17 protein-coding genes are annotated in these 20,534 nt (G+C 71.8%); 4 read left to right on the top strand and 13 right to left on the bottom strand.

What is annotated here, in order from left to right; translation table 11 throughout:
- Nucleotides 1-3: 3 nt before the first annotated feature.
- From OG302_RS11405 to OG302_RS11385, 5 genes are all read right to left on the bottom strand, one after another.
- Entirely contained in the window at nt 4-2,136 is a 2,133-nt protein-coding gene (locus OG302_RS11405; protein WP_371526693.1) for a 3-hydroxyacyl-CoA dehydrogenase NAD-binding domain-containing protein, read from the bottom strand.
- Entirely contained in the window at nt 2,133-3,359 is a 1,227-nt protein-coding gene (locus tag OG302_RS11400; protein WP_361842619.1) for an acetyl-CoA C-acyltransferase, read from the bottom strand. Before OG302_RS11400 ends, OG302_RS11405 begins: the two co-directional genes overlap by 4 nt.
- Nucleotides 3,360-4,176: 817 nt before the next feature.
- Entirely contained in the window at nt 4,177-5,454 is a 1,278-nt protein-coding gene (locus OG302_RS11395) for an HRDC domain-containing protein (protein ID WP_371526692.1), read from the bottom strand.
- 78 nt (nt 5,455-5,532) lie between these two features.
- Complete coding sequence (locus OG302_RS11390) at nt 5,533-6,195, bottom strand: response regulator transcription factor (RefSeq protein ID WP_160507754.1); 663 nt, start codon at nt 6,193-6,195, stop codon at nt 5,533-5,535.
- A 290-nt stretch (nt 6,196-6,485) separates the two neighbouring features.
- Nucleotides 6,486-7,154, bottom strand: a complete 669-nt coding sequence (locus OG302_RS11385) for a DUF3000 domain-containing protein (protein ID WP_371526691.1) — start codon at nt 7,152-7,154, stop codon at nt 6,486-6,488.
- Nucleotides 7,155-7,276: 122 nt separating this feature from the next.
- On the opposite strand from OG302_RS11385, the gene hemE reads away from it, so the two are divergent.
- On the top strand, nt 7,277-8,344 hold the full coding sequence (hemE, locus tag OG302_RS11380) for a uroporphyrinogen decarboxylase (protein WP_371526690.1): 1,068 nt from the start codon (nt 7,277-7,279) through the stop codon (nt 8,342-8,344).
- A 167-nt stretch (nt 8,345-8,511) separates the two neighbouring features.
- Here hemE and OG302_RS11375 read toward each other — a convergent pair whose 3' ends face one another.
- The gene (locus tag OG302_RS11375; RefSeq protein WP_371526689.1) at nt 8,512-9,894 is read right to left on the bottom strand and encodes an FAD-dependent oxidoreductase; all 1,383 of its coding nucleotides are present in this window, start codon (nt 9,892-9,894) and stop codon (nt 8,512-8,514) included.
- A gap of 37 nt (nt 9,895-9,931) precedes the next feature.
- Entirely contained in the window at nt 9,932-10,891 is a 960-nt protein-coding gene (locus OG302_RS11370) for a DUF4349 domain-containing protein (RefSeq protein WP_371526688.1), read from the bottom strand.
- A gap of 126 nt (nt 10,892-11,017) precedes the next feature.
- Here OG302_RS11370 and hemG point away from each other — a divergent pair, with 126 nt between their 5' ends.
- From hemG to OG302_RS11355, 3 genes are all read left to right on the top strand, one after another.
- Nucleotides 11,018-12,478: a protoporphyrinogen oxidase gene (gene hemG, locus OG302_RS11365; RefSeq protein WP_371526687.1), complete on the top strand. Its 1,461-nt coding sequence runs from the start codon at nt 11,018-11,020 to the stop codon at nt 12,476-12,478.
- A gap of 4 nt (nt 12,479-12,482) precedes the next feature.
- Entirely contained in the window at nt 12,483-13,202 is a 720-nt protein-coding gene (gene hemQ, locus OG302_RS11360; protein ID WP_371526686.1) for a hydrogen peroxide-dependent heme synthase, read from the top strand.
- Nucleotides 13,203-13,396: 194 nt separating this feature from the next.
- On the top strand, nt 13,397-13,771 hold the full coding sequence (locus tag OG302_RS11355) for an RNHCP domain-containing protein (protein WP_150215590.1): 375 nt from the start codon (nt 13,397-13,399) through the stop codon (nt 13,769-13,771).
- A gap of 4 nt (nt 13,772-13,775) precedes the next feature.
- Here OG302_RS11355 and OG302_RS11350 read toward each other — a convergent pair whose 3' ends face one another.
- The 6 genes from OG302_RS11350 to OG302_RS11325 all read right to left on the bottom strand — a co-directional run bounded on the left by OG302_RS11350 (nt 13,776) and on the right by OG302_RS11325 (nt 20,481).
- Complete coding sequence (locus tag OG302_RS11350) at nt 13,776-15,395, bottom strand: alpha/beta hydrolase (RefSeq protein WP_371526685.1); 1,620 nt, start codon at nt 15,393-15,395, stop codon at nt 13,776-13,778.
- A gap of 97 nt (nt 15,396-15,492) precedes the next feature.
- Nucleotides 15,493-16,254, bottom strand: coding sequence for a TIGR04222 domain-containing membrane protein (locus OG302_RS11345; protein ID WP_371526684.1), 762 nt, complete (start codon nt 16,252-16,254; stop codon nt 15,493-15,495).
- Between the two features lie 40 nt (nt 16,255-16,294).
- A complete protein-coding gene (locus OG302_RS11340; RefSeq protein WP_371526683.1) occupies nt 16,295-17,155 on the bottom strand; it encodes a DUF4142 domain-containing protein in 861 nt (286 codons plus the stop codon).
- 134 nt (nt 17,156-17,289) lie between these two features.
- Nucleotides 17,290-18,282 carry a TIGR04222 domain-containing membrane protein gene (locus tag OG302_RS11335; protein WP_371526682.1) on the bottom strand — a complete coding sequence of 331 codons (993 nt, stop codon included), beginning with the start codon at nt 18,280-18,282 and terminating at the stop codon, nt 17,290-17,292.
- A 13-nt stretch (nt 18,283-18,295) separates the two neighbouring features.
- Nucleotides 18,296-19,606: a DUF692 domain-containing protein gene (locus OG302_RS11330; protein ID WP_371526681.1), complete on the bottom strand. Its 1,311-nt coding sequence runs from the start codon at nt 19,604-19,606 to the stop codon at nt 18,296-18,298.
- Between the two features lie 110 nt (nt 19,607-19,716).
- On the bottom strand, nt 19,717-20,481 hold the full coding sequence (locus OG302_RS11325) for a DUF4142 domain-containing protein (protein ID WP_371526680.1): 765 nt from the start codon (nt 20,479-20,481) through the stop codon (nt 19,717-19,719).
- Between the last annotated feature and the right edge of the window lie 53 nt (nt 20,482-20,534).

Below are 20,534 nucleotides of genomic sequence, written 5' to 3'. Positions count from 1 at the left end.
GTGTTACGCGGGCACGCTGGCCACGCCCTGCGCCAGGAACGGCTTGCCGTTGACCCGCTGGCTGACACCGGCCCGGTCCAGGTACGGCGTGATGCCGCCCAGGTGGAAGGGCCAGCCCGCGCCGGTGATCAGGCACAGGTCGATGTCCTGCGCCTCGGCGACGACGCCCTCGTCGAGCATCAGGCCGATCTCCTGCGCCACGGCGTCGAGCACGCGGTCGCGGGTCTGCTCCTCGGTCAGGACGGTGTCGCCCTGCTTGAGGAGAGCGGCGACCTCGGGGTCGAGCTCCGGCTTGCCGGAGTCGTAGACGTAGAAGCCGCGCTTGCCGGCCTTGACTACCGCCGCGAGGTTCGGGGAGACCGTGAAGCGGTCGGGGAAGGCGCGGTTGAGCGTCTCGGAGACGTGCAGACCGATGGCCGGACCGACCAGCTCCAGGAGCACCAGCGGCGACATCGGCAGACCGAGCGGCTCGACGGCCTTCTCGGCGACGGCGACCGGGGTGCCCTCGTCGATGACGTTCTGGATCTCGCCCATGAAGCGGGTGAGGATGCGGTTCACGACGAACGCCGGGGCGTCCTTCACGAGCACCGCGGTCTTCTTCAGCTTCTTGGCGACACCGAAGGCCGTGGCCAGCGAGGCGTCGTCCGTCTGCTCGCCGCGCACGATCTCCAGGAGCGGGAGGATCGCGACGGGGTTGAAGAAGTGGAAGCCGACGACCCGCTCGGGGTGCTTCAGCTTCGACGCCATCTCGGAGACCGAGAGCGAGGAGGTGTTGGTGGCGAGGATCGCGTGCGCCGGGGCGACCGCCTCGACCTCAGCGAACACCTGCTGCTTGACGCCGATCTCCTCGAAGACGGCCTCGATGATGAAGTCGGCGTCGGAGAAGCCCTCGGCCTTGTCCAGGACACCGGAGACCAGGCCCTTGAGGCGGTTGGCCTTGTCCTGGTTGACGCGGCCCTTGAGGAGGAGCTTGTCGATCTCCTCGTGGACGTAGCCGACGCCCTTGTCGACGCGTGCCTGGTCGATGTCGGTCAGGACGACCGGCACCTCAAGACGGCGCAGGAACAGGAGCGCGAGCTGCGAGGCCATCAGACCGGCGCCCACGACGCCGACCTTCGTGACCGGACGCGCCAGGTTCTTGTCCGGGGCACCCGCCGGGCGCTTGGCGCGCTTCTGGACGAGGTTGAACGCGTAGATGCCGCTGCGCAGCTCGCCGCCCATGATGAGGTCGGCGAGCGCCTTGTCCTCGGCGTCGAAGCCCTTCTGCAGGTCGCCGTCCTTGGCGGCCTCGATGATCTCCAGGGCGCGGTAGGCGGCCGGGGCCGCACCGTGCACCTTGGAGTCCGCGATGCCACGGCCGCGCGCGACGGCGGCGTCCCAGCCCTCGCCGCGGTCGATCTCGGGGCGCTCCACCGTGAGCGAGCCGTTGAGGACGGAAGCCGTCCAGATCAGCGACTGCTCCAGGAAGTCGGCACCCTCGAAGAGCGCGTCGGCGATGCCGAGCTCGAAGACCTGCTTGCCCTTGAGCTGGCGGTTCTGGTTCAGCGAGTTCTCGATGATGACCGAGACGGCCTTGTCGGCGCCGATCAGGTTCGGGAGCAGCGCGCAGCCGCCCCAGCCCGGGACCAGGCCGAGGAAGACCTCGGGCAGCGAGAAGGCGGGCAGCGCCTTGGAGACGGTGCGGTACGAGCAGTGCAGACCGACCTCGACACCGCCGCCCATGGCAGCGCCGTTGTAGTACGCGAAGGTCGGCACGGCGAGCCCGGAGAGCCGCTTGAAGACCTCGTGGCCGCCCTTGCCGATGGCGAGCGCGTCCTCGTGGCGCTTGAGGATCTCGACGCCCTTGAGGTCGGCGCCGACGGCGAAGATGAAGGGCTTGCCGGTGACACCGACACCGACGATCGTGCCTTCGGCCGCCTCCTTCTCGACCTGGTCGATGGCGGTGTTCAGGTTCGCCAGCGAGCCGGGGCCGAAGGTGGTCGGCTTGGTGTGGTCGAAGCCGTTGTCCAGCGTGATGAGCGCGAAGCGCCCGGCACCGGCCGGCAGGTCGAGGTGGCGTACGTGCGCCTGCGTGACGACCTCGTCCGGGAACAGCTCGGCCGCACCCTTCAGAAGCTCAGTGGTGGAGCTGCTCACTTGTCGCCTCCGGCGTCCTTGTGGTTCGGGTTCTCCCAGATGACCGTGGCGCCCATGCCGAAGCCGACGCACATCGTCGTCAGGCCGTAGCGGACGTCCGGCTGCTCCTCGAACTGCCGCGCCAGCTGCGTCATCAGACGCACGCCGGAGGAGGCGAGGGGGTGGCCGTACGCGATGGCGCCGCCGTACTGGTTCACGCGCGTGTCGTCGTCCGCGATGCCGTAGTGCTCCAGGAAGGCGAGCACCTGCACGGCGAAGGCCTCATTGATCTCGAAGAGACCGATGTCGGAGATGGAAAGGCCCGCCTGGGCGAGCGCCTTCTCCGTGGCCGGGATCGGGCCGTAGCCCATGACCTCGGGCTCAACACCCGCGAAGGAGTACGAGACGAGCCGCATCTTCACCGGGAGGTCGTGCTCCCGGGCGAAGTCCTCGGAAGCGATGATCGACGCCGTGGCGCCGTCGTTGAGACCCGCGGCGTTGCCGGCGGTGACGCGGCCGTGCGTACGGAACGGAGTCTTCAGACCGGCGAGGCTCTCCAGGGTGGTGCCGGGCCGCATCGGCTCGTCGGCGGTGGCGAGGCCCCAACCGGTCTCGCCCGCTTCCTCGTTGGTCCGCCGCACGGAGACGGGCACCAGGTCCTGCTGGATCTTGCCGTTGGCGTACGCCTTGGCGGCCTTCTCCTGCGAGCGCACCGCGTACTCGTCGGCACGCTGCTTGGTGATGCTCGGGTAGCGGTCGTGCAGGTTCTCGGCGGTCATGCCCATGAAGAGGGCGGACTCGTCGACGAGCTTCTCGCTCACGAACCGCGGGTTCGGGTCGACGCCCTCGCCCATGGGGTGGCGGCCCATGTGCTCGACGCCACCGGCGATGACGGCGTCGTACGCACCGAACGCGATGGAGCCCGCGGTCGCCGTCACGGCGGTCAGCGCGCCCGCACACATGCGGTCGATGGAGTAGCCCGGCACGGACTGCGGGAGCCCCGCGAGGATCCCGGCGGTGCGGCCCAGCGTCAGACCCTGGTCGCCGATCTGCGTGGTCGCGGCGATGGCGACCTCGTCGATCTTGGCGGGGTCGAGGGCCGGGTTGCGGCGCAGGAGCTCCCGGATGGCCTTGACGATCAGGTCATCCGCACGGGTCTCGTGGTAGATGCCCTTCGGGCCCGCCTTGCCGAACGGGGTGCGGACGCCATCAACGAAGACGACGTCCCTGACGGTACGAGGCACGATGGCTCTCCTCCAGGGTGCGGGTGCGCCTGCCGGCGCGCTTCCGCGTTCCATGCTACTTGCCGGTAACTATGCTGCCCAGTCCCGGTTCGGGGAGGCGAAGGTCACATTGTCCGGCGGGGGCGCCTTTGGCGGGGGCGCCGGGGGGGGGGTGAGGCTGCTGCTGGGGGGCTTGTACGGGTACGCCCCCGCGGGGCCGGGGCCACTCCCTGCGCCGCAGCTCAGCTCGCCCTGCCCCGCGGCTTCGCGCCGGATGCCACCCACTTTCTGCGGGCCGGTGGGGGCGTTTCCTGTCCCGCCGCTTCGCGCCGGTTGTTTCCCGCCCGCCCACCCGTTTACCCGGGGTGCTTCGGGTGCTTCTCTGCGGATCGGTGGGGGGTCTTCTGTTCCGACGCTTCGCGCCGGTTGTTTCCCGCCCGCCCGCCCGTTCACCTGGAGTGCTTCGGGTGCTTCTTTGGGGATGGGTGGGGGCGTTTCCTGTTCCGACGCTTCGCGCCGGATGTCTCCCGCCCGCCCACCCGATCACCCTGCGTGCTTCCGGGGGCTGCAGGGGCTCGATGCACTGCCGGGTAAACGGGTGGGCGGGCGGGAAAGATCCGCCGCGGAGCGGCGGTCCAGGGAAGCCCCCACGGCGGTCAGGAGCTATTCCCCGGCGACCAGGCCGGCGCCCCACGGCGCCCAGGGAGGCCCCCACGCGAACCACCCACCCGCCCCTCACCCCGGCACTGCGGGGTAATCGGGTGGGTGGGTGGGAGACATCCGCCGCGGAGCGGCGGTCCAAGCCGGGGCGGCGGCGCCAGGACGAGGCGGCGGCGGTTCAGCCCGGGGTCGTGGTGAGGGCCGTCACCAAGGCGGGCGTCACCTGCGTGATCTGCCACTGCCGCGCCCCGTGCGCGGCCAGCGCCGCGGCCACGGAATCCGCGTCCACCTGACCCGGCGGCTCCCAGCAGACCCTTCGTACCGTGTCCGGAGTGATCAAGTTCTCCTGGGGCATGTTCAGCTCCTCGGCGAGAGCCGAGACTCCGGCCCGCGCGGCGGAGAGCCGCGCGGCGGCGGCCGGGTCGCGGTCCGCCCAGGAGCGGGGCGGCGGCGGCCCGGAGACGGCCTGCCCGGGCTGCGGGAGCTCCGCGTCGGGCAGGGCCTTCGCACGGTCCACCGCGGCCTGCCACTGCTCGAGCTGGCGCCGCCCCATACGGTGCCCGAAGCCGGTGAGACCGGAGAGCGCGTGGACGTTCGGCGGAAGGCCGAGCGCCGCCTCCACGATCGCGCCGTCACTGAGCACCTTGCCGGGCGACACGTCCCGCCGCTGGGCCACCTTGTCGCGGGCGGTCCACAGCTCACGTACGACCGCCATCTGGCGACGGCGCCGCACCTTGTGCATCCCGGACGTACGCCGCCAGGGGTCCTTGCGCGGCGGCGCCGGCGGCGCGGAGGAGATCGCGTCGAACTCCTCGCGGGCCCACTCCAGCTTCCCCTGCCGGTCGAGCTCCTTCTCCAGCGCGTCCCGCAGGTCCACGAGCAGCTCGACGTCGAGCGCCGCGTACCGCAGCCAGGGGTCGGGCAGTGGCCGTGTCGACCAGTCGACCGCCGAGTGGCCCTTCTCCAGGACGAAGCCGAGCACGCTCTCGACCATCGCGCCGAGGCCGACCCGGGGGAAACCCGCGAGGCGCCCGGCGAGCTCCGTGTCGAAGATGCTGGTGGGGATCATGCCTATTTCGCGGAGGCACGGCAGATCCTGCGTCGCGGCGTGCAGCACCCACTCCGCACCGGAGATCGCCTCACCGAGCTCCGAGAGGTCGGGGCAGGCGACGGGGTCGATCAAGGTGCTGCCCGCGCCTTCACGGCGGAGCTGCACGAGATAGGCACGCTGGCCGTACCGATAGCCGGACGCACGTTCGGCGTCCACGGCCACGGGGCCACTTCCTGCCGCGAACGCGGCGATCACCTCGGCGAGCGAGGTTGCGTCGGCGACCACCGGAGGAATTCCATCACGCGGCTCGAGCAAAGGGATCGGCGCCGTTTCGACGTCGTCCGGAGGGCCGCCTCCGGTGGTTCGCAGTGAACTGTCTGCTGCGGTCTCTTGGGCGTCGGTCACCTGTCAAGGGTATCTGTGTATGCACAGCGCCCGTCGACGGAACGTTCCGTCGACGGGCGCGCGAGGGGTGTAAATGAGTCAGTGGATGATTCCGGTGCGCAGGGCCACCGCCACCATCCCGGCGCGGTCGCCCGTGCCGAGCTTGCGTGCGATGCGGGCGAGGTGGCTCTTCACGGTCAGCGCGGAGAGCCCCATCGAGACGCCGATGGCCTTGTTCGACTGACCTTCCGCGACGAGACGGAGAACCTCCACCTCGCGGCCGGACAGCTCGCGGTAGCCACCGGGATGGCTGGGTGCGCCCGGCGGGCGGCGGTGCATTCGGGCGGCGGCCGAGCCGATGGGCGCGGCGCCGGGGCGGGTGGGGAGACCGACGTTGTTACGGGTGCCGGTGACGACGTAGCCCTTGACGCCGCCCGCGAGGGCGTTGCGTACGGCGCCGATGTCATCGGCGGCGGAGAGGGCGAGGCCGTTCGGCCAGCCCGCCGCGCGGGTTTCTGAGAGGAGCGTCAGGCCGGAGCCGTCGGGGAGGTGGACGTCTGCGACGCAGATGTCACGGGGGTTGCCGATGCGGGGACGAGCCTCCGCGATCGACGAGGCTTCGATCACGTCGCGAACACCGAGGGCCCACAGGTGGCGGGTGACGGTGGAGCGGACGCGCGGGTCGGCCACGACGACCATGGCGGTCGGCTTGTTCGGGCGGTAGGCGACCAGGCTTGCGGGCTGCTCGAGGAGAACGGACACCAGGCCTCCTGGGGTGCGGACTGACCCGGCTCGGGGATGAAGCCGGGACGAACCGTGCTTTCAAGGTCACCAACCTCTTCGGCATCAAACCCGTCCGCCTTTAGAGAATGATCACGATTTGGTGAGTAACAATTCGGGCGATTCGGACACGCGATCGATCATCCGAAGATCAACCCGAATCGGAGTCGTTCAGAATCGCTCATCCGCGTGATCGTCATCGCCCACCCGAGCCCCGCCCGATGCCCCGCCCGCCGTTCCCGCCCGCTACCCCCTCGCGCCGTCCCCGCCCCTCACGGCGTCTGCGGCCCCCGCCGCTGCGGCAGCGACACCACGGAGCCTTCGCCGCCGTGCCCCTGGCTCACCGGCGGCAGTCCCGCCACCTGGCAGAGCAGATCGCACCACGCGATGAGATGCGCCGCCGTGTCCGGCGTCCCGCCCGGACCTTCGCGGGGCGTCCACGACGCCCGGATCTCGATCTGCGACGCGGGCACCCGCTCGGCGAGCCCGCCGAAGTAGTGCGAGCTCGCACGCGTGACCGTGCCGCTCGGCTCCCCGCAGGCCAGGCCGCGCGCCTGCAGCGCGCCCGTCAGCCAGGACCAGCAGACCTCGGGCAGCAGCGGATCCGCCGCCATCTCCGGTTCGAGCTCCGCGCGGACGAGCGTGACGAGGCGGAAGGTGCCCTGCCACGCGTCGTGGCCCGCCGGATCGTGCAGCAGGACGAGACGTCCGTCCGCGAGATCCTCGTCGCCGTCGACCACTGCCGCCTCCAGGGCGTACGCATGCGGTGCGAGGCGCTGTGGAGGCCGCGTCGGGTCGATCTCGATCTCGGGCCGAAGCCGTGCCCCGCGCAGCGCGTCGACCGCCGCCCGAAAGGCCAACGGAGCCGATTCCGCCACCTTCCCCTCCGTACTTTCCATCTCGCCAGCGCCGTCCGACCGTTGTCCCTGAGCCGCAGCCATGCGGGGAAGATTAAGGGGAACGGCGGCTTCGCGCAGGGAGAGACACCCGTGAGAGGGGGCCCGGTCAAGCCAGGGTGTCCCTCGGGACAGGCGGCGCGGGCGCCCGTGCGAGACTTTCAGACGTGAGCGCCAACAACAGCCCCGCGGGCCACCAGAACGCAGCGACGTACGACTCCGCTTTCATGAAGGCCTGCAGGCGCGAGCCCGTGCCGCACACGCCGGTCTGGTTCATGCGGCAGGCGGGGCGCTCACTTCCCGAGTACCGCAAGGTCCGTGAGGGCACGGCCATGCTGGAGTCCTGCATGATGCCGGAGCTGGTCACGGAGATCACGCTGCAGCCGGTGCGCCGCCACAAGGTCGACGCCGCGATCTACTTCAGCGACATCGTGGTGCCCCTCAAGGCCATCGGCATCGACCTGGACATCAAGCCGGGCATCGGCCCGGTCGTCGCCAACCCCATCCGCTCGCGTGCCGACCTCGCCCAGCTGCGGGACCTGACGCCGGACGACGTCAGTTACGTGACGCAGGCGATCGGCATGCTGACGGCCGAGCTGGGGTCGACCCCGCTCATCGGATTCGCCGGGGCACCTTTCACTCTCGCGAGTTACCTGGTCGAGGGCGGTCCGAGCCGTAATCACGAGCACACCAAGGCGCTCATGTACGGCGACCCGCAGCTCTGGGCGGATCTGCTCGACCGGCTCGCGGAGATCACCGGCGCCTTCCTCAAGGTGCAGATCGAGGCGGGCGCGAGCGCCGTGCAGCTCTTCGACTCGTGGGTGGGCGCGCTGGCTCCCGCCGACTACCGGCGCTCCGTGATGCCCGCGTCGCAGAAGGTCTTCGAGGCCGTGGCCCCGTACGGGGTGCCGCGCATCCACTTCGGTGTCGGCACGGGCGAACTGCTCGGTCTGATGGGCGAGGCGGGCGCCGACGTGATGGGCGTCGACTGGCGCGTCCCCATGGACGAGGCCGTCCGGCGCGTGGGCCCCGGCAAGGCGCTGCAGGGCAACCTCGACCCGGCGGTCCTCTTCTCCACGCGGGAGGCGGTCGAGACCAAGACGGACGAGGTCCTGGACGCCGCCGCCGGGCTGGAGGGGCACATCTTCAACCTCGGTCACGGTGTCCTGCCGACCACGGATCCCGACGCGCTGACGCGGCTCGTGGAGCATGTCCACACACGGACCGCACGCTGACGAAGTCGTTTCGTAGTTGGCTGAAAATCTCGCCTGAATGTGACGGGTGAGGCGGCGGACCGGACCCGTTCTCGACCGGGACCGGTGAGTTTCTCGAGTCCTGGGGTCCTGGGGCGGAGTCCGGTCCGGCCGCCGGAGCCACGACGACGCGGTGGAGCGGAGCGGGCCTAACCCGCCGACCGCACCGCCGCGACCGCCTTGCGTGCCGCCACCAGGACCGGGTCCCACACCGGCGAGAACGGCGGCGCGTAGCCGAGGTCGAGCGCCGTCATCTGGTCCACCGTCATCCGGGCCGTCAGGGCCACGGCGGCGATGTCGACGCGCTTGCCCGCGCCCTCGCGGCCGACGATCTGGACGCCGAGCAGCCGTCCCGTGAGGCGCTCGGCGAGCATCTTCACCGTCATCACGGCCGCCCCCGGGTAGTAGCCCGCGCGGCTCGTCGACTCGATGGTGACCGACACGAACCGCAGGCCGGCCGCCCGCGCCTCCTTCTCGCGCAGCCCCGTACGGGCGATCTCCAGGTCGCAGACCTTGCTGACCGCCGTGCCGACGACGCCGGGGAAGGTCGCGTAACTGCCGCCCACGTTCGAGCCGATGACCTGGCCGTGCTTGTTGGCGTGCGTGCCGAGCGCGATGTGGCGCTCGCGGCCCGAGACGAGGTCGAGGACCTCGACGCAGTCGCCGCCCGCCCAGATGTTCTCGTGGCCCCGCACCCGCATCGCGAGATCCGTGAGCAGCCCGCCGTACTCGCCGAGCGGCAGACCCGCCGCGCGGGCCAGCTCCGCCTCGGGGCGCACGCCGATGCCGAGCACCACCACGTCCGCCGGATACTCCGCGTCCTCGGTGGCCACCGCCCTGACCCGGCCGTCGTCACCGGTGAGGATCTTGGTGACCTCGGCGCCGTTCACCATCTCGATGCCCATGCCGGACATCGCGTCATGGACGAGGCGGCCCATGTCCGGGTCGAGCGTCGACATCGGCTCCGTGCCGCGGTTGACGACCGTGACCTCGTAGCGGCGCTGGATCAGGGCCTCGGCCATCTCGACGCCGATGTAGCCCGCGCCGATGACGACCGCCCTGCGGCCCTCCGTGCCCGCCAGCGTGTCCAGGAGCGCCTGGCCGTCGTCCAGGGTCTGCACGCCGTGCACGCCGGGGGCGTCGATGCCGGGCAGGGACGGGCGGACCGGCCGGGCGCCGGTGCCGATCACGAGCTTGTCGTACGACGTCCAGGACTCCTCGCCGGATTCCAGGTCCCGGGTGCGGACCCGGCCGCCCTCGGCGTCGATCTCCATGACCTCCGTGCGCATCCGCAGGTCGATGTCGCGGGCCCGGTGCTCCTCGGGCGAACGCGCGATCAGCTCGTCCCGCGAGGGGACGTCGCCGCCGACCCAGTAAGGGATGCCGCAGGCCGAGTACGAGGTGAAGTGGCCGCGCTCGAACGCGACGATCTCCAGCTCGTCAGGGCCCTTGAGCCTGCGTGCCTGGGACGCGGCGGACATGCCCGCCGCGTCGCCCCCGATGACGACAAGTCGCTCTCTCGCGCTACTCATACGGACACGCTACGACGCGGAGGCAGTTGACGGCCTCCTAGCCTTCGTCGCCTTCGCGCGCCGGTGCGGCCGGAGCCACCGGGGCCGCCGCCACGGCAGGCCGACGCGGCAGCCTGGGCCGCACCAGGCGCTGCCACAGCAGGAACAGCAGCACGGCCACCGCCGCGAACGGCAGCATCGCGCCGAGCACGACCGCCAGCCACCGCAGCATCGTCACGAAGGCGCTCCAGCCGCCGGACAGCGCGTCCAGGAACGTGGGGTCGTCGTCGTCCGCGTCCGCCTTCTTCGCCGCCGTCTCGCTGAGCGAGAGCGTGATGGTGGACATGCTCGTACGGTCCTTGAGCGAGGACCGCTGGGCGAGCAGCGCCTCCAGCTCCGACTGACGGGTGCTCAACTCGCCTTCCAGGGTGACGACATCGCTCAGCTTGGTCGCCCTGTCCATCAGCTCCCGCACCCGCGCCACGCTCGCCCGCTGCGACTTGACGCGGCTCTCCACGTCGACGACCTGGTCGGTGACGTCCTGCGCCTTGGCCTTGCGCTCGATCAGCTTGCCCGTGCCCTCCAGGGACGTGAGCACCTCGTCGTAACGGTCCTGCGGGACGCGCAGCACGATGCGGGAGCGCTCGTGGCCGCGCCCGTCGCGGCCGGTGGTCTCGTCGCCGACGACACCGCCCGCGTCGGCGGCCACCGCGCGCGCCTCGTCCAGGGCCTTCGGCACGTCCTTGACGCGGACGGTCAGGGTGGCGGTGCGGATGATGTGCGTGCCGATGAGCTTGGGCGGCTCCTTCCGGCCGGACTTGTCCGCCGCGCCGCCCCCGGCCACCCCCTTGCCGTCGGAGTCGGCGGCGCCGCCCTCCCGGGCGGTGCCGCCCGCCGCCTTGTCGCTGTCACTGCTGGCGCCGCCCGCGCTGCACCCGGTGAGCGCGAGGGCCGCGGCGAGCAGCAGGGCGAAGAGCGCCTGGACCGTGCGGTGCCTTGACGTGCTGGACGCGTGCATCTCGACGTACCCCCGAGGATCGTGGTGACTGATGCTCCTTTGACGCAGGGGAGGGGCGGAACGATGGTTGCCGACCGGTCCCGATGGGGTCACGGTCGGGACTCGCCCTGCTCGTAGAGTGGGGGCATGCGCGAAACGGACACAGGTACGGGTCGGACGGGTCATGTCGTGGTCATCGGGGGCGGGATCGCCGGACTGGCCGCCGCCCACCGATTGCTCGGCACCGGCGCCCGCGTGACCGTCCTGGAAGCCTCCGGCCGGCTCGGCGGCAAGCTGCTCCCCGGCGAGATCGAGGGCGTCCGCGTCGACCTCGGCGCCGAGTCGATGCTGGCCCGCCGCCCGGAGGCCGTCGCGCTCGCCCGCGAGGTGGGTCTCGCCGACCGGCTGCAGCCGCCCGCCACGGCGACCGCCGCGATCTGGACCCGCGGGGCCCTGCGCCCGATGCCCAAGGGCCACGTCATGGGCGTGCCCGGCGACGCGTCCGCCCTCTCCGGAGTGCTCTCCGACGAGGGCCTGCGGCGCATCGAGCGGGACCGGGAACTGCCGCCCACCGAGGTCGGGGACGACGTCGCGGTCGGTGAGTACGTGGCCGCGCGCCTCGGCCGCGAGGTCGTCGACCGCCTCGTGGAGCCGCTCCTCGGCGGTGTGTACGCGGGCGACGCGTACCGCATCTCGATGCGCTCGGCCGTCCCGCAGCTCTTCGAGGCCGCCCGCACGCACGACTCCCTCACGGAGGGCGTCCGCGCCATCCAGGCCCGCGCCGCGCGGAACCAGCAGACCGGGCCCGTCTTCATGGGCATCGAGGGCGGCGTCGGCCAACTGCCGCTCGCCGTCGCGGAGTCGGTACGCGCGCGGGGTGGGGAGATCCTGCTGAACTCCAAGGCCCACGGCCTGCGCAGGACCGAGGAGGGCTGGGAGGTGTACGTCGAGGACTGGTGCCTGGAGGCGGACGCCGTCGTCGTCGCCCTGCCCGCCTACGCCGCCGCCGCGCTGCTCGGCGTCGAGGCCCCCGCCGCCGCGGCCGAGCTCGCAGGCGTCGAGTACGCCTCCATGGCCCTGATGACTCTCGCGTACCGCCGCGGCGAAACCGACCTCCCTGAAGGCAGCGGTTTTCTCGTGCCGCCCGTCGACGGGCACACCATCAAGGCGTCCACCTTCGCCTCGCGCAAGTGGGGCTGGATCGCCGAGGAAGACCCTGACCTGCTGGTTCTGCGCACGTCGGTGGGGCGGTACGGCGAGACGGAGATCCTGAAGCGTGACGACGACGAGCTCATCGAGCTCTCCCGGCGCGACCTGCGCGCGGCCACCGGCCTGGACGCCGCACCCGTCGCCACCCGCGTCACACGCTGGCACGACGGCCTGCCGCAGTATCCCGTCGGCCACCACGCGCGCGTGGCCCGCGTCCGCGAGCACGTGAGCAAGCTGCCGGGCCTCGCCGTGTGCGGAGCGGCGTACGACGGCGTGGGCATCCCCGCCTGCATCGCGAGCGCCTACGCGGCCGTCGACCAGCTGGGCGGCGACCTGGCCGGTGTGCAGGAGCTCACCGCCAACCCGGTGCAGAGCCTGCACGGCGGCGGAGGAGAATAGGGCCATGAGTGACGACGCCCCCGCCAAGAGCCCGAACGCGGGCAAGAAGGCCAAGGACCTCAACGAGGTCATCCGCTACACGCTGTGGTCCGTCTTCAAGCTGCGCGACCTGCTCCCCGAGGACCGCGCCGGCTACGCCGACGAGGTCCAGGAGCTCTTCGACCAGCTCGCCGCCAAGGACATCACCGTCCGCGGCACGTACGACGTGTCGGGCCTGCGCGCCGACGCCGACGTCATGATCTGGTGGCACGCCGAGACCGCCGACGAGCTGCAGGAGGCCTACAACCTCTTCCGCCGCACGAAGCTCGGCCGCGCCCTGGAGCCGGTCTGGTCGAACATGGCGCTGCACCGCCCCGCCGAGTTCAACAAGTCGCACATCCCGGCCTTCCTGGCCGACGAGACGCCGCGCAACTACATCAGCGTCTACCCCTTCGTGCGCTCCTACGACTGGTACCTCCTGCCCGACGAGGACCGTCGCCGCATGCTCAAGGACCACGGCATGATGGCCCGCGGCTACCCCGACGTGCGCGCCAACACGGTCGCCTCCTTCTCGCTCGGCGACTACGAGTGGCTGCTCGCCTTCGAGGCGGACGAGCTGTACCGCATCGTCGACCTCATGCGGCACCTGCGCGCCTCCGAGGCCCGCATGCACGTCCGCGAAGAGGTCCCGTTCTACACCGGCCGCCGCAAGTCGGTGGCCGAGCTCGTGGCGGGCCTGGCGTAACCCTCTCCGTCGCACGCACCGGGCGGGTGCGGCAGCCGTAATTCGGTTGCCGCGCCCGCCCGGTGCGCGTTTTCATCGAGAGGCCGAACCCGAGAAGTCGAACCCGAGAACGAAAGACGGTGCGTGTATGCCCAGGGCCCCGCGGATCAGCTCGAAGTCAGCCCATTCCGCGACGCACTGGAGTCACTCCCACCATGTCCCGCAACACCTCTCGGCGGGCCCGCACTGAAGCGCGCGCCCAGTCCTTCCGCTGCCTGCAGTGCGGTCTCGACGTCTCGATGACCGCCCCCGGCACCGACCACCGCAACCACTGTCCCAACTGCCTGTGGAGCCGACACCTCGACGACACTCCGGGCGACCGGGACGCGGACTGCGGCGCCAGGATGGAACCCCTCGCCATCTCCGTACGAGGAGACGGCGAATGGGTCCTCGTCCATCGCTGTACTCACTGCGGCGTCCTGCACGCCAACCGCACGGCGGGCGACGACAACGCCCTGCCGCTGACCCGGCTCGCGGTGCGCCCGCTCGCCCAGCCGCCGTTCCCGCTGGAGCGGCTCGGCGCGCTGTGACGCCCTAGAGCTCCCTGGGGAGAGCCGCCGCCCGCTTGCCGGTCTGCGGCTCGGGCTCCTTGTGCGGTGCGCACGCCGCGCGCCGCACGGGGAGCCTGCCCTCCAGGAGGTAGGCCTCCATGTGGCCGTTGACGCACTTGTTGGGTCCTGCACCGATGCCATGGGTGCCCGCGTCCCGCTCGGTCACCAGGACCGAACCGCCCAGCCTGCGGTTCAGCTCCTCGGCGCCCGCGTACGGGGTCGCCGCGTCCCGCTCGGCGGCCAGGATCAGCGTCGGCGGAAGCTCGCCCTCCGCGGTGCGGACGTCCAGGGGCTGCTGCCGGGCCTCGGGCCAGTAGGCGCACGGCAGGTTCATCCAGGCGTTGTCCCAGGTCTCGAAGGGGGCGACGCGCGCGAGGCGTGAGTTGTCGCGGTTCCAGGTCCTGAAGTCCGTCGGCCAGGCCGCGTCATTGCACTCGACGGCGGTGTAGACGGCGTTGCCGTTCTCCTGCTCCTTGGCCGCCTTCGGCTCGGGCGCGGCCTGCTCGATCAGCGGCTTCGGGTTGCCCTTCACGTACGCCGAGAGCGCCGAGGCACGCGCCGGCCAGTAGTCGTCGTAGTACCCGGCCTGGAGGTACGCGGACTGCAGCTGGCCGGGGCCGACCTTGCCGCCCGCGGGCTTGGCCGCGAGCTGGTCGCGCACCTTCTCGTAGCTCCGGAGGACCGCTTCGGGCGTCTTGCCCAGGTGGTACGCCTTGTCGTGCTTGGCCACCCACGTGCGGAAGTCGCCCCAGCGGTGCTCGAAGGCCGCGGACTGGTCGAGGTTGTTGCCGTACCAGATCTGCGCGGGGTCGGGGTTGACCGCCGAGTCGAAGACCATGCGGCGCACGTGCGTGGGGAAGAGCGTCGCGTACACGGCGCCGAAGTAGGTGCCGTACGAGGCGCCCATGAAGGTCAGCTTCTTCTCGCCGAGTGCCGCCCGCAGCACATCCAGGTCACGGGCGTTGTTCAGGCTCGTGTAGTGCCGCACGGCTTTCCCGGAGCGCTTGACGCAGCCCTCCGCATACGCCTTCGCCTGCTTCACGCGCTCCAGCTTGTACGCCGTGTCGGGGTGGGTCGGCGCCTGCGTCGGGGCCTTGACGAACTCCTTGGGGTCCTGGCAGGAGATCGGCGCCGAGCGCCCGACACCGCGCGGGGCGTAGCCGACGAGGTCGTACGCCGCCGCGATGCGTTTCCACTCGGGGAGCATGCCGACCATCGGGAAGTACATGCCGGACCCGCCGGGACCGCCCGGGTTGAACACGAGGGCGCCCTGCCGCTTGACGGCCTTGCCCCGCCTCGGTTCGGCCCGCTCGGTGGCCTTGGTGCGGCTGACGGTCAGCTTGATCTGCCTGCCGTTCGGGTGGGCGTAGTCCAGCGGCACCGAGACCGTGCCGCATTTGATCGACGGGGGCAGGTTCTCCGCCGCGGGGCAGGCGCCGAAGCGGACACCGGCCGCCTGCGCGCGCTGGGCCGCGACCTGGGTGCCCTGTACCTCCGGGTGGGGGAAGACGTCGGCCGCCGACGCGCTTCCCGTGGGAGCGGCGACGAGTGCGGTCAGGACCAAGGATCCGGCGGTTCCGTAGAGGGCGGCTGCTGCTCTCATCGCTCTCCATCCCTTCATTCGGCCGTGTGTTGCTCGAACAAAAGGGATGATTCGTTCGGTAATAGGCGAAGTAAAGCACCGCCTCGCCGGATTCGGCTCAATGACCCCGATGCGCCGCATCCCGGTGTGCGAAGGCCGCACGCAGTTCCGGATCGGCGAGGGCGCGGGTGCCGCGTACGGCGACGGCGGTGAGGTCGGAGCCACCGCGCGCCGGGAGCGCGCTCAGCAGGAGCTGTCCCGCGGGCGAGGCCCAGCGCGGGTAGGGGTGGATCTCGAAGCGGGCGACGGCCAGGCAGCTCGCGTTCAGGACGAGGGGCAGCGCGAACCAGAGCGCCACCGGCACCTCTCCCTGCGGCTCCTGGGCGGGCATCAGCAGGGCGACGGCCCCCAGCGCGACCACCGCGGTCGCCGCCACCCGCACCTGCCGGACCGCTCCTGCGACCCCCGACCAGGTGCCGTCCGGCAGGGCGAGCCCCGCCGCCACGAGACGGTCGGCAAGGGCCCGCATCGCGTCGGTGCCTGCCGCCGCCCGGCGCACCGGCGCTATCGGCGACTGCCCGTCGGGGCCTATCGCGCCGAGCACGGACCGCTCCATGTCGTCGCCGCCCACCGGGTCGACGACCGTCGCCCAGCCGGTGTGCGCGAGCAGCAGCCGCCGGGTGCGGGCCATCGACACCAGGGTGAGGTCGGTGACGCGTGCGGGGCCCCCGGAGAGGAACGCGGCTTCGTAGAGCGTCAGTTCATGGCGGAGCTCCGGGGTCGCGCCGCGCCGGGCGGTGCGGTACGCGGTGAGGCAGAGCCGGGCGCAGGACAGACCCGTCACGACCCAGGCCACGAGAAGGAGCGGAAGCCAGAACATGCCGGTGTTCTATGCGAGGGAGCGGGGGGTGCGCCACGGGTTATTCACCATGCGGACGTGGGATCGCGGGTACATAACGTTCCGCTTTGCTGTGGGCCCTTTCCTTGCCCTTGTCGCCCCCTTTGTCCTTCTTCTCTTTGTCCTCGGCGCTCTCCTTGGGCTCCTTGGGCTTGGGGCGGGATGCCGGCGGAGGCAGCGAGAACGTGGGGGAGGGGGAGACCGGGGTCGCCGGATCCGGGGACTCGGCCGGGCCCGGCGGGGCGGGGGAGCGGGTCACCGGGACGGGGGCCGCCGACGCCGCCTCGCGCGCCAGCTCGTCGAAGTCGACGAGGCCCGTGCCCTCCAGGACCTTGATGTGGTCGAGGACGGTCGTGTTCGCGTCGTCCGCGAGCGCGCGCACCAGCGAGTTGCGGGTGGTCGCGCGGACCTGGGCCACCACCGAGAAGACCTTGCCGTGGGCGGCCCGCAGGATGTTGGCGAACTTCTCGTCGTACGTGTCGCCCTGCGCGTCGCTCAGTTCGTCGAGCCAGTCCCGCTGCTGCGAGCTCGGCTGGTTGGGCAGCTCCAGGTTGAGCCGCGTCGCCACCTCGCGCACCCGCGCGTCCAGGAACGTATGGCCCTCCACGAGGTGCTCGCCCGCCGTCTGGACGGCCTTGGTGGTGCCGCGCGCCTCGGCCTGCTGCCCGGCCGGCAGCTCCCAGAGGCCCGCGAGCCGCACCTTGGTGATGAACTCCCGGTCGAGCGCGGAGAGCGGGCCGAACTCCGTCGACACGGTTTCCGCGTCGAGTCTGTCCAGGCCGGTGCCCGACCTGTCCGCGTACGACCAGACGGGGAAGAGCAGCGCGGCCAGGGTCGCGACGAGTCCCGCGACGATGAGGCCGGTGCCGTTGATGGATCGCATGACGCCTCCTGTTGCGGCACCGCACGTTAGTGCGCCACGGGGAGGCGCCTGCCGCTTACCGCCCGGAGTACGTCAACTGCCGTACGGGTAAGGGGCATCCGATGCGGGGCGGGCGCCGATCGCACGGCAGGGGGCTAGGAACTGCTCCCTCCGCCACCTCCACAGCCGCCCCCGCCGCCTCCTCCGCCGCAGGACGAAGAGGAGCCGCCCCCGCCGCCACAGCCGCCCGAACTCCCGCAACCGGAGCCGCCGCACGACGAACCGCCGCCTCCGCCCCCGCCCCCGCCGCCGCCTCCGCACCACGCGATGGTGCCGGACCCGGAGCTCGCGTACGACGATGACGTCCGCGGCGTACGCCCCGGCCGGACGCGGTGCGCGGCCCGCAACTGTGCCTGCAGGTCGGGGTCGAGGACGCCGACGAGACCGTCCACCGCAACGCGGTGCGCCGCGGTGCCGGGCGCGTGCGCGCCCGCGGCGCGGTACTCCGCGAGAGCGTTCCGGCCCGTGGCGGTCACCCGGGTGCGGGTGGCGCGACTGGAGAGCTGACCGATCAGGGCGCCGAGCACCCAGGTCACGATCAGGGCGATGGTCGAGGCGCTCACGGGGTCCCATGAGGGGCCGTCGTCGTCCTCGACGGCGATGACGGCGATGAGGAGGAAGAACCCGGCGAAGATCACGGCGTTGTGCCGGATCTTCCGTCGCCGCAAGCGGCCGAGGGCCTCGGGGCGCACCATCAGGCCGCGCCGGACCAGGGTGTCGCCGATGTCCTGCACGGCGGCGCTGCGCATCACGCCGATGCGCAGCCAGTGCAGGGCGCCGCTCGGTGCCTCTGCCTGGGCCTGGAGCAACGCGGCCTCCACCGGGTTGCGGACCTCCGTCGACTGGATCGCGACGACCCCGGGGAACGCGACGACCAGGCGTCCGTCCTCGTGCAGGGCCGCGATCGCGGCGTCGGCGACCCTGCCGGGGCCGCCGCCGAGGAAGGCGGCCTCCATGGGGTCGAACACGGTTCCATGCCGGGCGTCGGGCTGCGGTGGCGCGGCCTGCCGGATGCGGGAGACGCCGATGAGGAGACCGGCCGACGAGGCGGCGATCAGTAAGGCGAAACAGACGGAGACCATCTGCATGGCCGCCGCCCTCCTAGCCCCGCCGCAGCGCGAACCGCGCCGCCCGGAGCCACCGGGTGACAGGGCGTGCGTCCAGCGGCGCGGGCCCGGACCGTTCGAGCCACCACCGGGTCAGCGCGCCTCGTGCCTCGGCGTTCTCGGGCTGTCCGGCCAGCAGCAGCCGCTCGGCGAAGTCCAGCGCGTCACGCCGGTATCCGCCGGTCATGGGGCGTGCCTGCGCGTACGCGAAGAACTCCGGCCGGTAGCTCTCGCCCAGGATCTCCGGCAGCTCGGGTGCCACCTTCGCCACGACGTCCGCCCGCTTGCCGGTCAACGCCCGGCTCTGCACGGCCAGCCGGGCCCGGTCGAACCCCTCGGGCGCGGGCGTCCCGGCCACCAGAGCGGAAAGGAACGCGGTCTGCGCGAGGGCGAGGCGCTGGCGGGCGGGGTCGGGAGCGGGGTCGGGTTCTGTGGCCTCGGCGGCCGGTGCCGTGACGGTGGCGCTCTCGCCCGAGACGGGCGCCTTCGTCCGCACCCGTTCCCGTATCGCGGAAAGCTCCCGCTCCAGCTCCTCGGGGGCCGGGAAGTTCTCGTCCCGCTCCAGCAGGACGCCCGGCGGGCTCACCCGTGCCGCCAGGTCCGACAGGATCGCGAGGACCGGCTCGGGGACCGGGTGGGCGTGGCTGTCGTGCCAGACGCCGTCCCGCTCGAAGCCGCCCGCGACATGGACGTACGCGATGGCCTCGACCGGCAGCTCGTCCAGGGCCTTCGCGGGGTCCTCGCCGCGGTTGACGTGGTTCGTGTGGAGGTTGGCGACATCGATGAGGAGACGCACGCCCGTGCGCTCGACGAGCTCGTACAGGAACTGCCCCTCGGTCATCTCCTCGCCGGGCCAGGAGATGAGCGCCGCGATGTTCTCCACGGCGAGCGGCACCGGCAGCGCGTCCTGCGCGATGCGCACGTTCTCGCACAGCACGTCGAGCGCGTCACGGGTGCGCGGCACCGGGAGCAGATGGCCCGCCTCCAGCGGCTGCGAAGCCGTCAGCGGGCCCCCGGCCCGTACGAACGCGATGTGCTCGGTGACCAGCGGCGAGCCGAGCACCTGGGCGCGCTCGGCGAGCGCGGCCAGGCGCGTCCCGTCGGGGCGGTCGGCGCCGCCGAGGCCGAGCGAGACGCCGTGCGGCACCACCGTGACACCGCGCTCGCGCAGCCGCAGGAGGGAGTCGGGGAGGTGTCCGGGGCACAGGTTCTCCGCGACGGCCTCGACCCAGTCGATGCCGGGCATCCGTTCCACGGCGTCCGCGATCTCCGGACGCCACCCGATTCCGGTCCCCAGGTGCTTCATGTTCCCCCTCCTCCGCCAAGACCCCGCGTCGTACCCCGTGTCTTGTGAACGTGTGCAGAGGTCATGGCCCCGGCGCCCGCCGCCGAACCCCTGAGGAGGGACGTTCAGAGCTACATTTGAGGTTCCGGCCGGTTCGTGTTGACTTCTCCCGGCGCCGCCGGCGAGGGCCTCGATGTGGTGGACACATCGCCGGTCGGGCCTGCCGCCGGGGGCACCGGAGGAACGCCGGAGGGCGGCGGCGGACCGCTGGGGCTGGCCGTGGCGGTGGCGGCGCCGCCGTTCGCGATGTCGTCGAAGTCGACGCGTCCGGTCGCCTCCAGCATCGTGATGTGGTCGAGGACCGTCTGGTTGGAGTCGGTGGCCAGTTGCCGGATCAGCGAGTTGCGCGTGCTGTCCCGCACCTGCGCGATCGCGGCGAACACCTTGCCGTGCGAGGCACGCAGCAGGTTCGCGAACTTCTGCTCGTACGTCTCGCCGCTGGCCTCCGTCAACTCCTGCAGCCAGCCCTGCTGTTGGGCGGTCGGCTGGTTCGGCAGCTCCACGCCGAGCTGGGCCGCGACCGAACGGGCCCGCTTGTCGAGGTCCGTGTGGCCGACGATGAGATGGTCACCGGCCTCCTTGATCGCCCGGGTCGGTGCCCGCTCGACCGCCTGCTGTCCCGCGGGTATCTCCCACAGGCCGGCGAGCCGCACCTTCACCAGCAGATCGCGGTCGGCCGCCGAGAGCGGACCCCACTGGGTGGCCACGGACCCGGCGGCCAGATTGGCGGGCCCCGTGCCCGAGCGGTCGGCGTAGGACCACATGGGGAACGCGAGCGCGCCCAGTGTGACCACGAGTGCCGCGATGATCAGAGCCGTGCCGTTGATGCGCCGCAATGTGCCGTGCCTCCCTGCCCGTCAACCTGCCGTGGGGGCAAGCTACTTCCTGG

Source organism: Streptomyces sp. NBC_01283, assembly GCF_041435335.1.
Taxonomy (GTDB): Bacteria; Actinomycetota; Actinomycetes; order Streptomycetales; family Streptomycetaceae; genus Streptomyces.
Note: the sequence above shows the minus strand (reverse complement) of the source record. Positions and strands in the feature narration are given on the sequence as shown.

What these genes read in the sequence shown, in the direction of transcription:
- hemQ (WP_371526686.1), top strand. Translation starts at nt 12,483, where the DNA reads ATGAGTGACGACGCCCCCGCCAAGAGCCCGAACGCGGGCAAGAAGGCC.
- OG302_RS11375 (WP_371526689.1), bottom strand. Translation starts at nt 9,894, where the DNA reads ATGAGTAGCGCGAGAGAGCGACTTGTCGTCATCGGGGGCGACGCGGCG.
- OG302_RS11330 (WP_371526681.1), bottom strand. Translation starts at nt 19,606, where the DNA reads ATGAAGCACCTGGGGACCGGAATCGGGTGGCGTCCGGAGATCGCGGAC.
- OG302_RS11385 (WP_371526691.1), bottom strand. Translation starts at nt 7,154, where the DNA reads ATGGCTGCGGCTCAGGGACAACGGTCGGACGGCGCTGGCGAGATGGAA.
- OG302_RS11340 (WP_371526683.1), bottom strand. Translation starts at nt 17,155, where the DNA reads ATGCGATCCATCAACGGCACCGGCCTCATCGTCGCGGGACTCGTCGCG.
- OG302_RS11350 (WP_371526685.1), bottom strand. Translation starts at nt 15,395, where the DNA reads ATGAGAGCAGCAGCCGCCCTCTACGGAACCGCCGGATCCTTGGTCCTG.
- OG302_RS11345 (WP_371526684.1), bottom strand. Translation starts at nt 16,254, where the DNA reads ATGTTCTGGCTTCCGCTCCTTCTCGTGGCCTGGGTCGTGACGGGTCTG.
- OG302_RS11335 (WP_371526682.1), bottom strand. Translation starts at nt 18,282, where the DNA reads ATGCAGATGGTCTCCGTCTGTTTCGCCTTACTGATCGCCGCCTCGTCG.
- hemG (WP_371526687.1), top strand. Translation starts at nt 11,018, where the DNA reads ATGCGCGAAACGGACACAGGTACGGGTCGGACGGGTCATGTCGTGGTC.
- OG302_RS11355 (WP_150215590.1), top strand. Translation starts at nt 13,397, where the DNA reads ATGTCCCGCAACACCTCTCGGCGGGCCCGCACTGAAGCGCGCGCCCAG.
- OG302_RS11370 (WP_371526688.1), bottom strand. Translation starts at nt 10,891, where the DNA reads ATGCACGCGTCCAGCACGTCAAGGCACCGCACGGTCCAGGCGCTCTTC.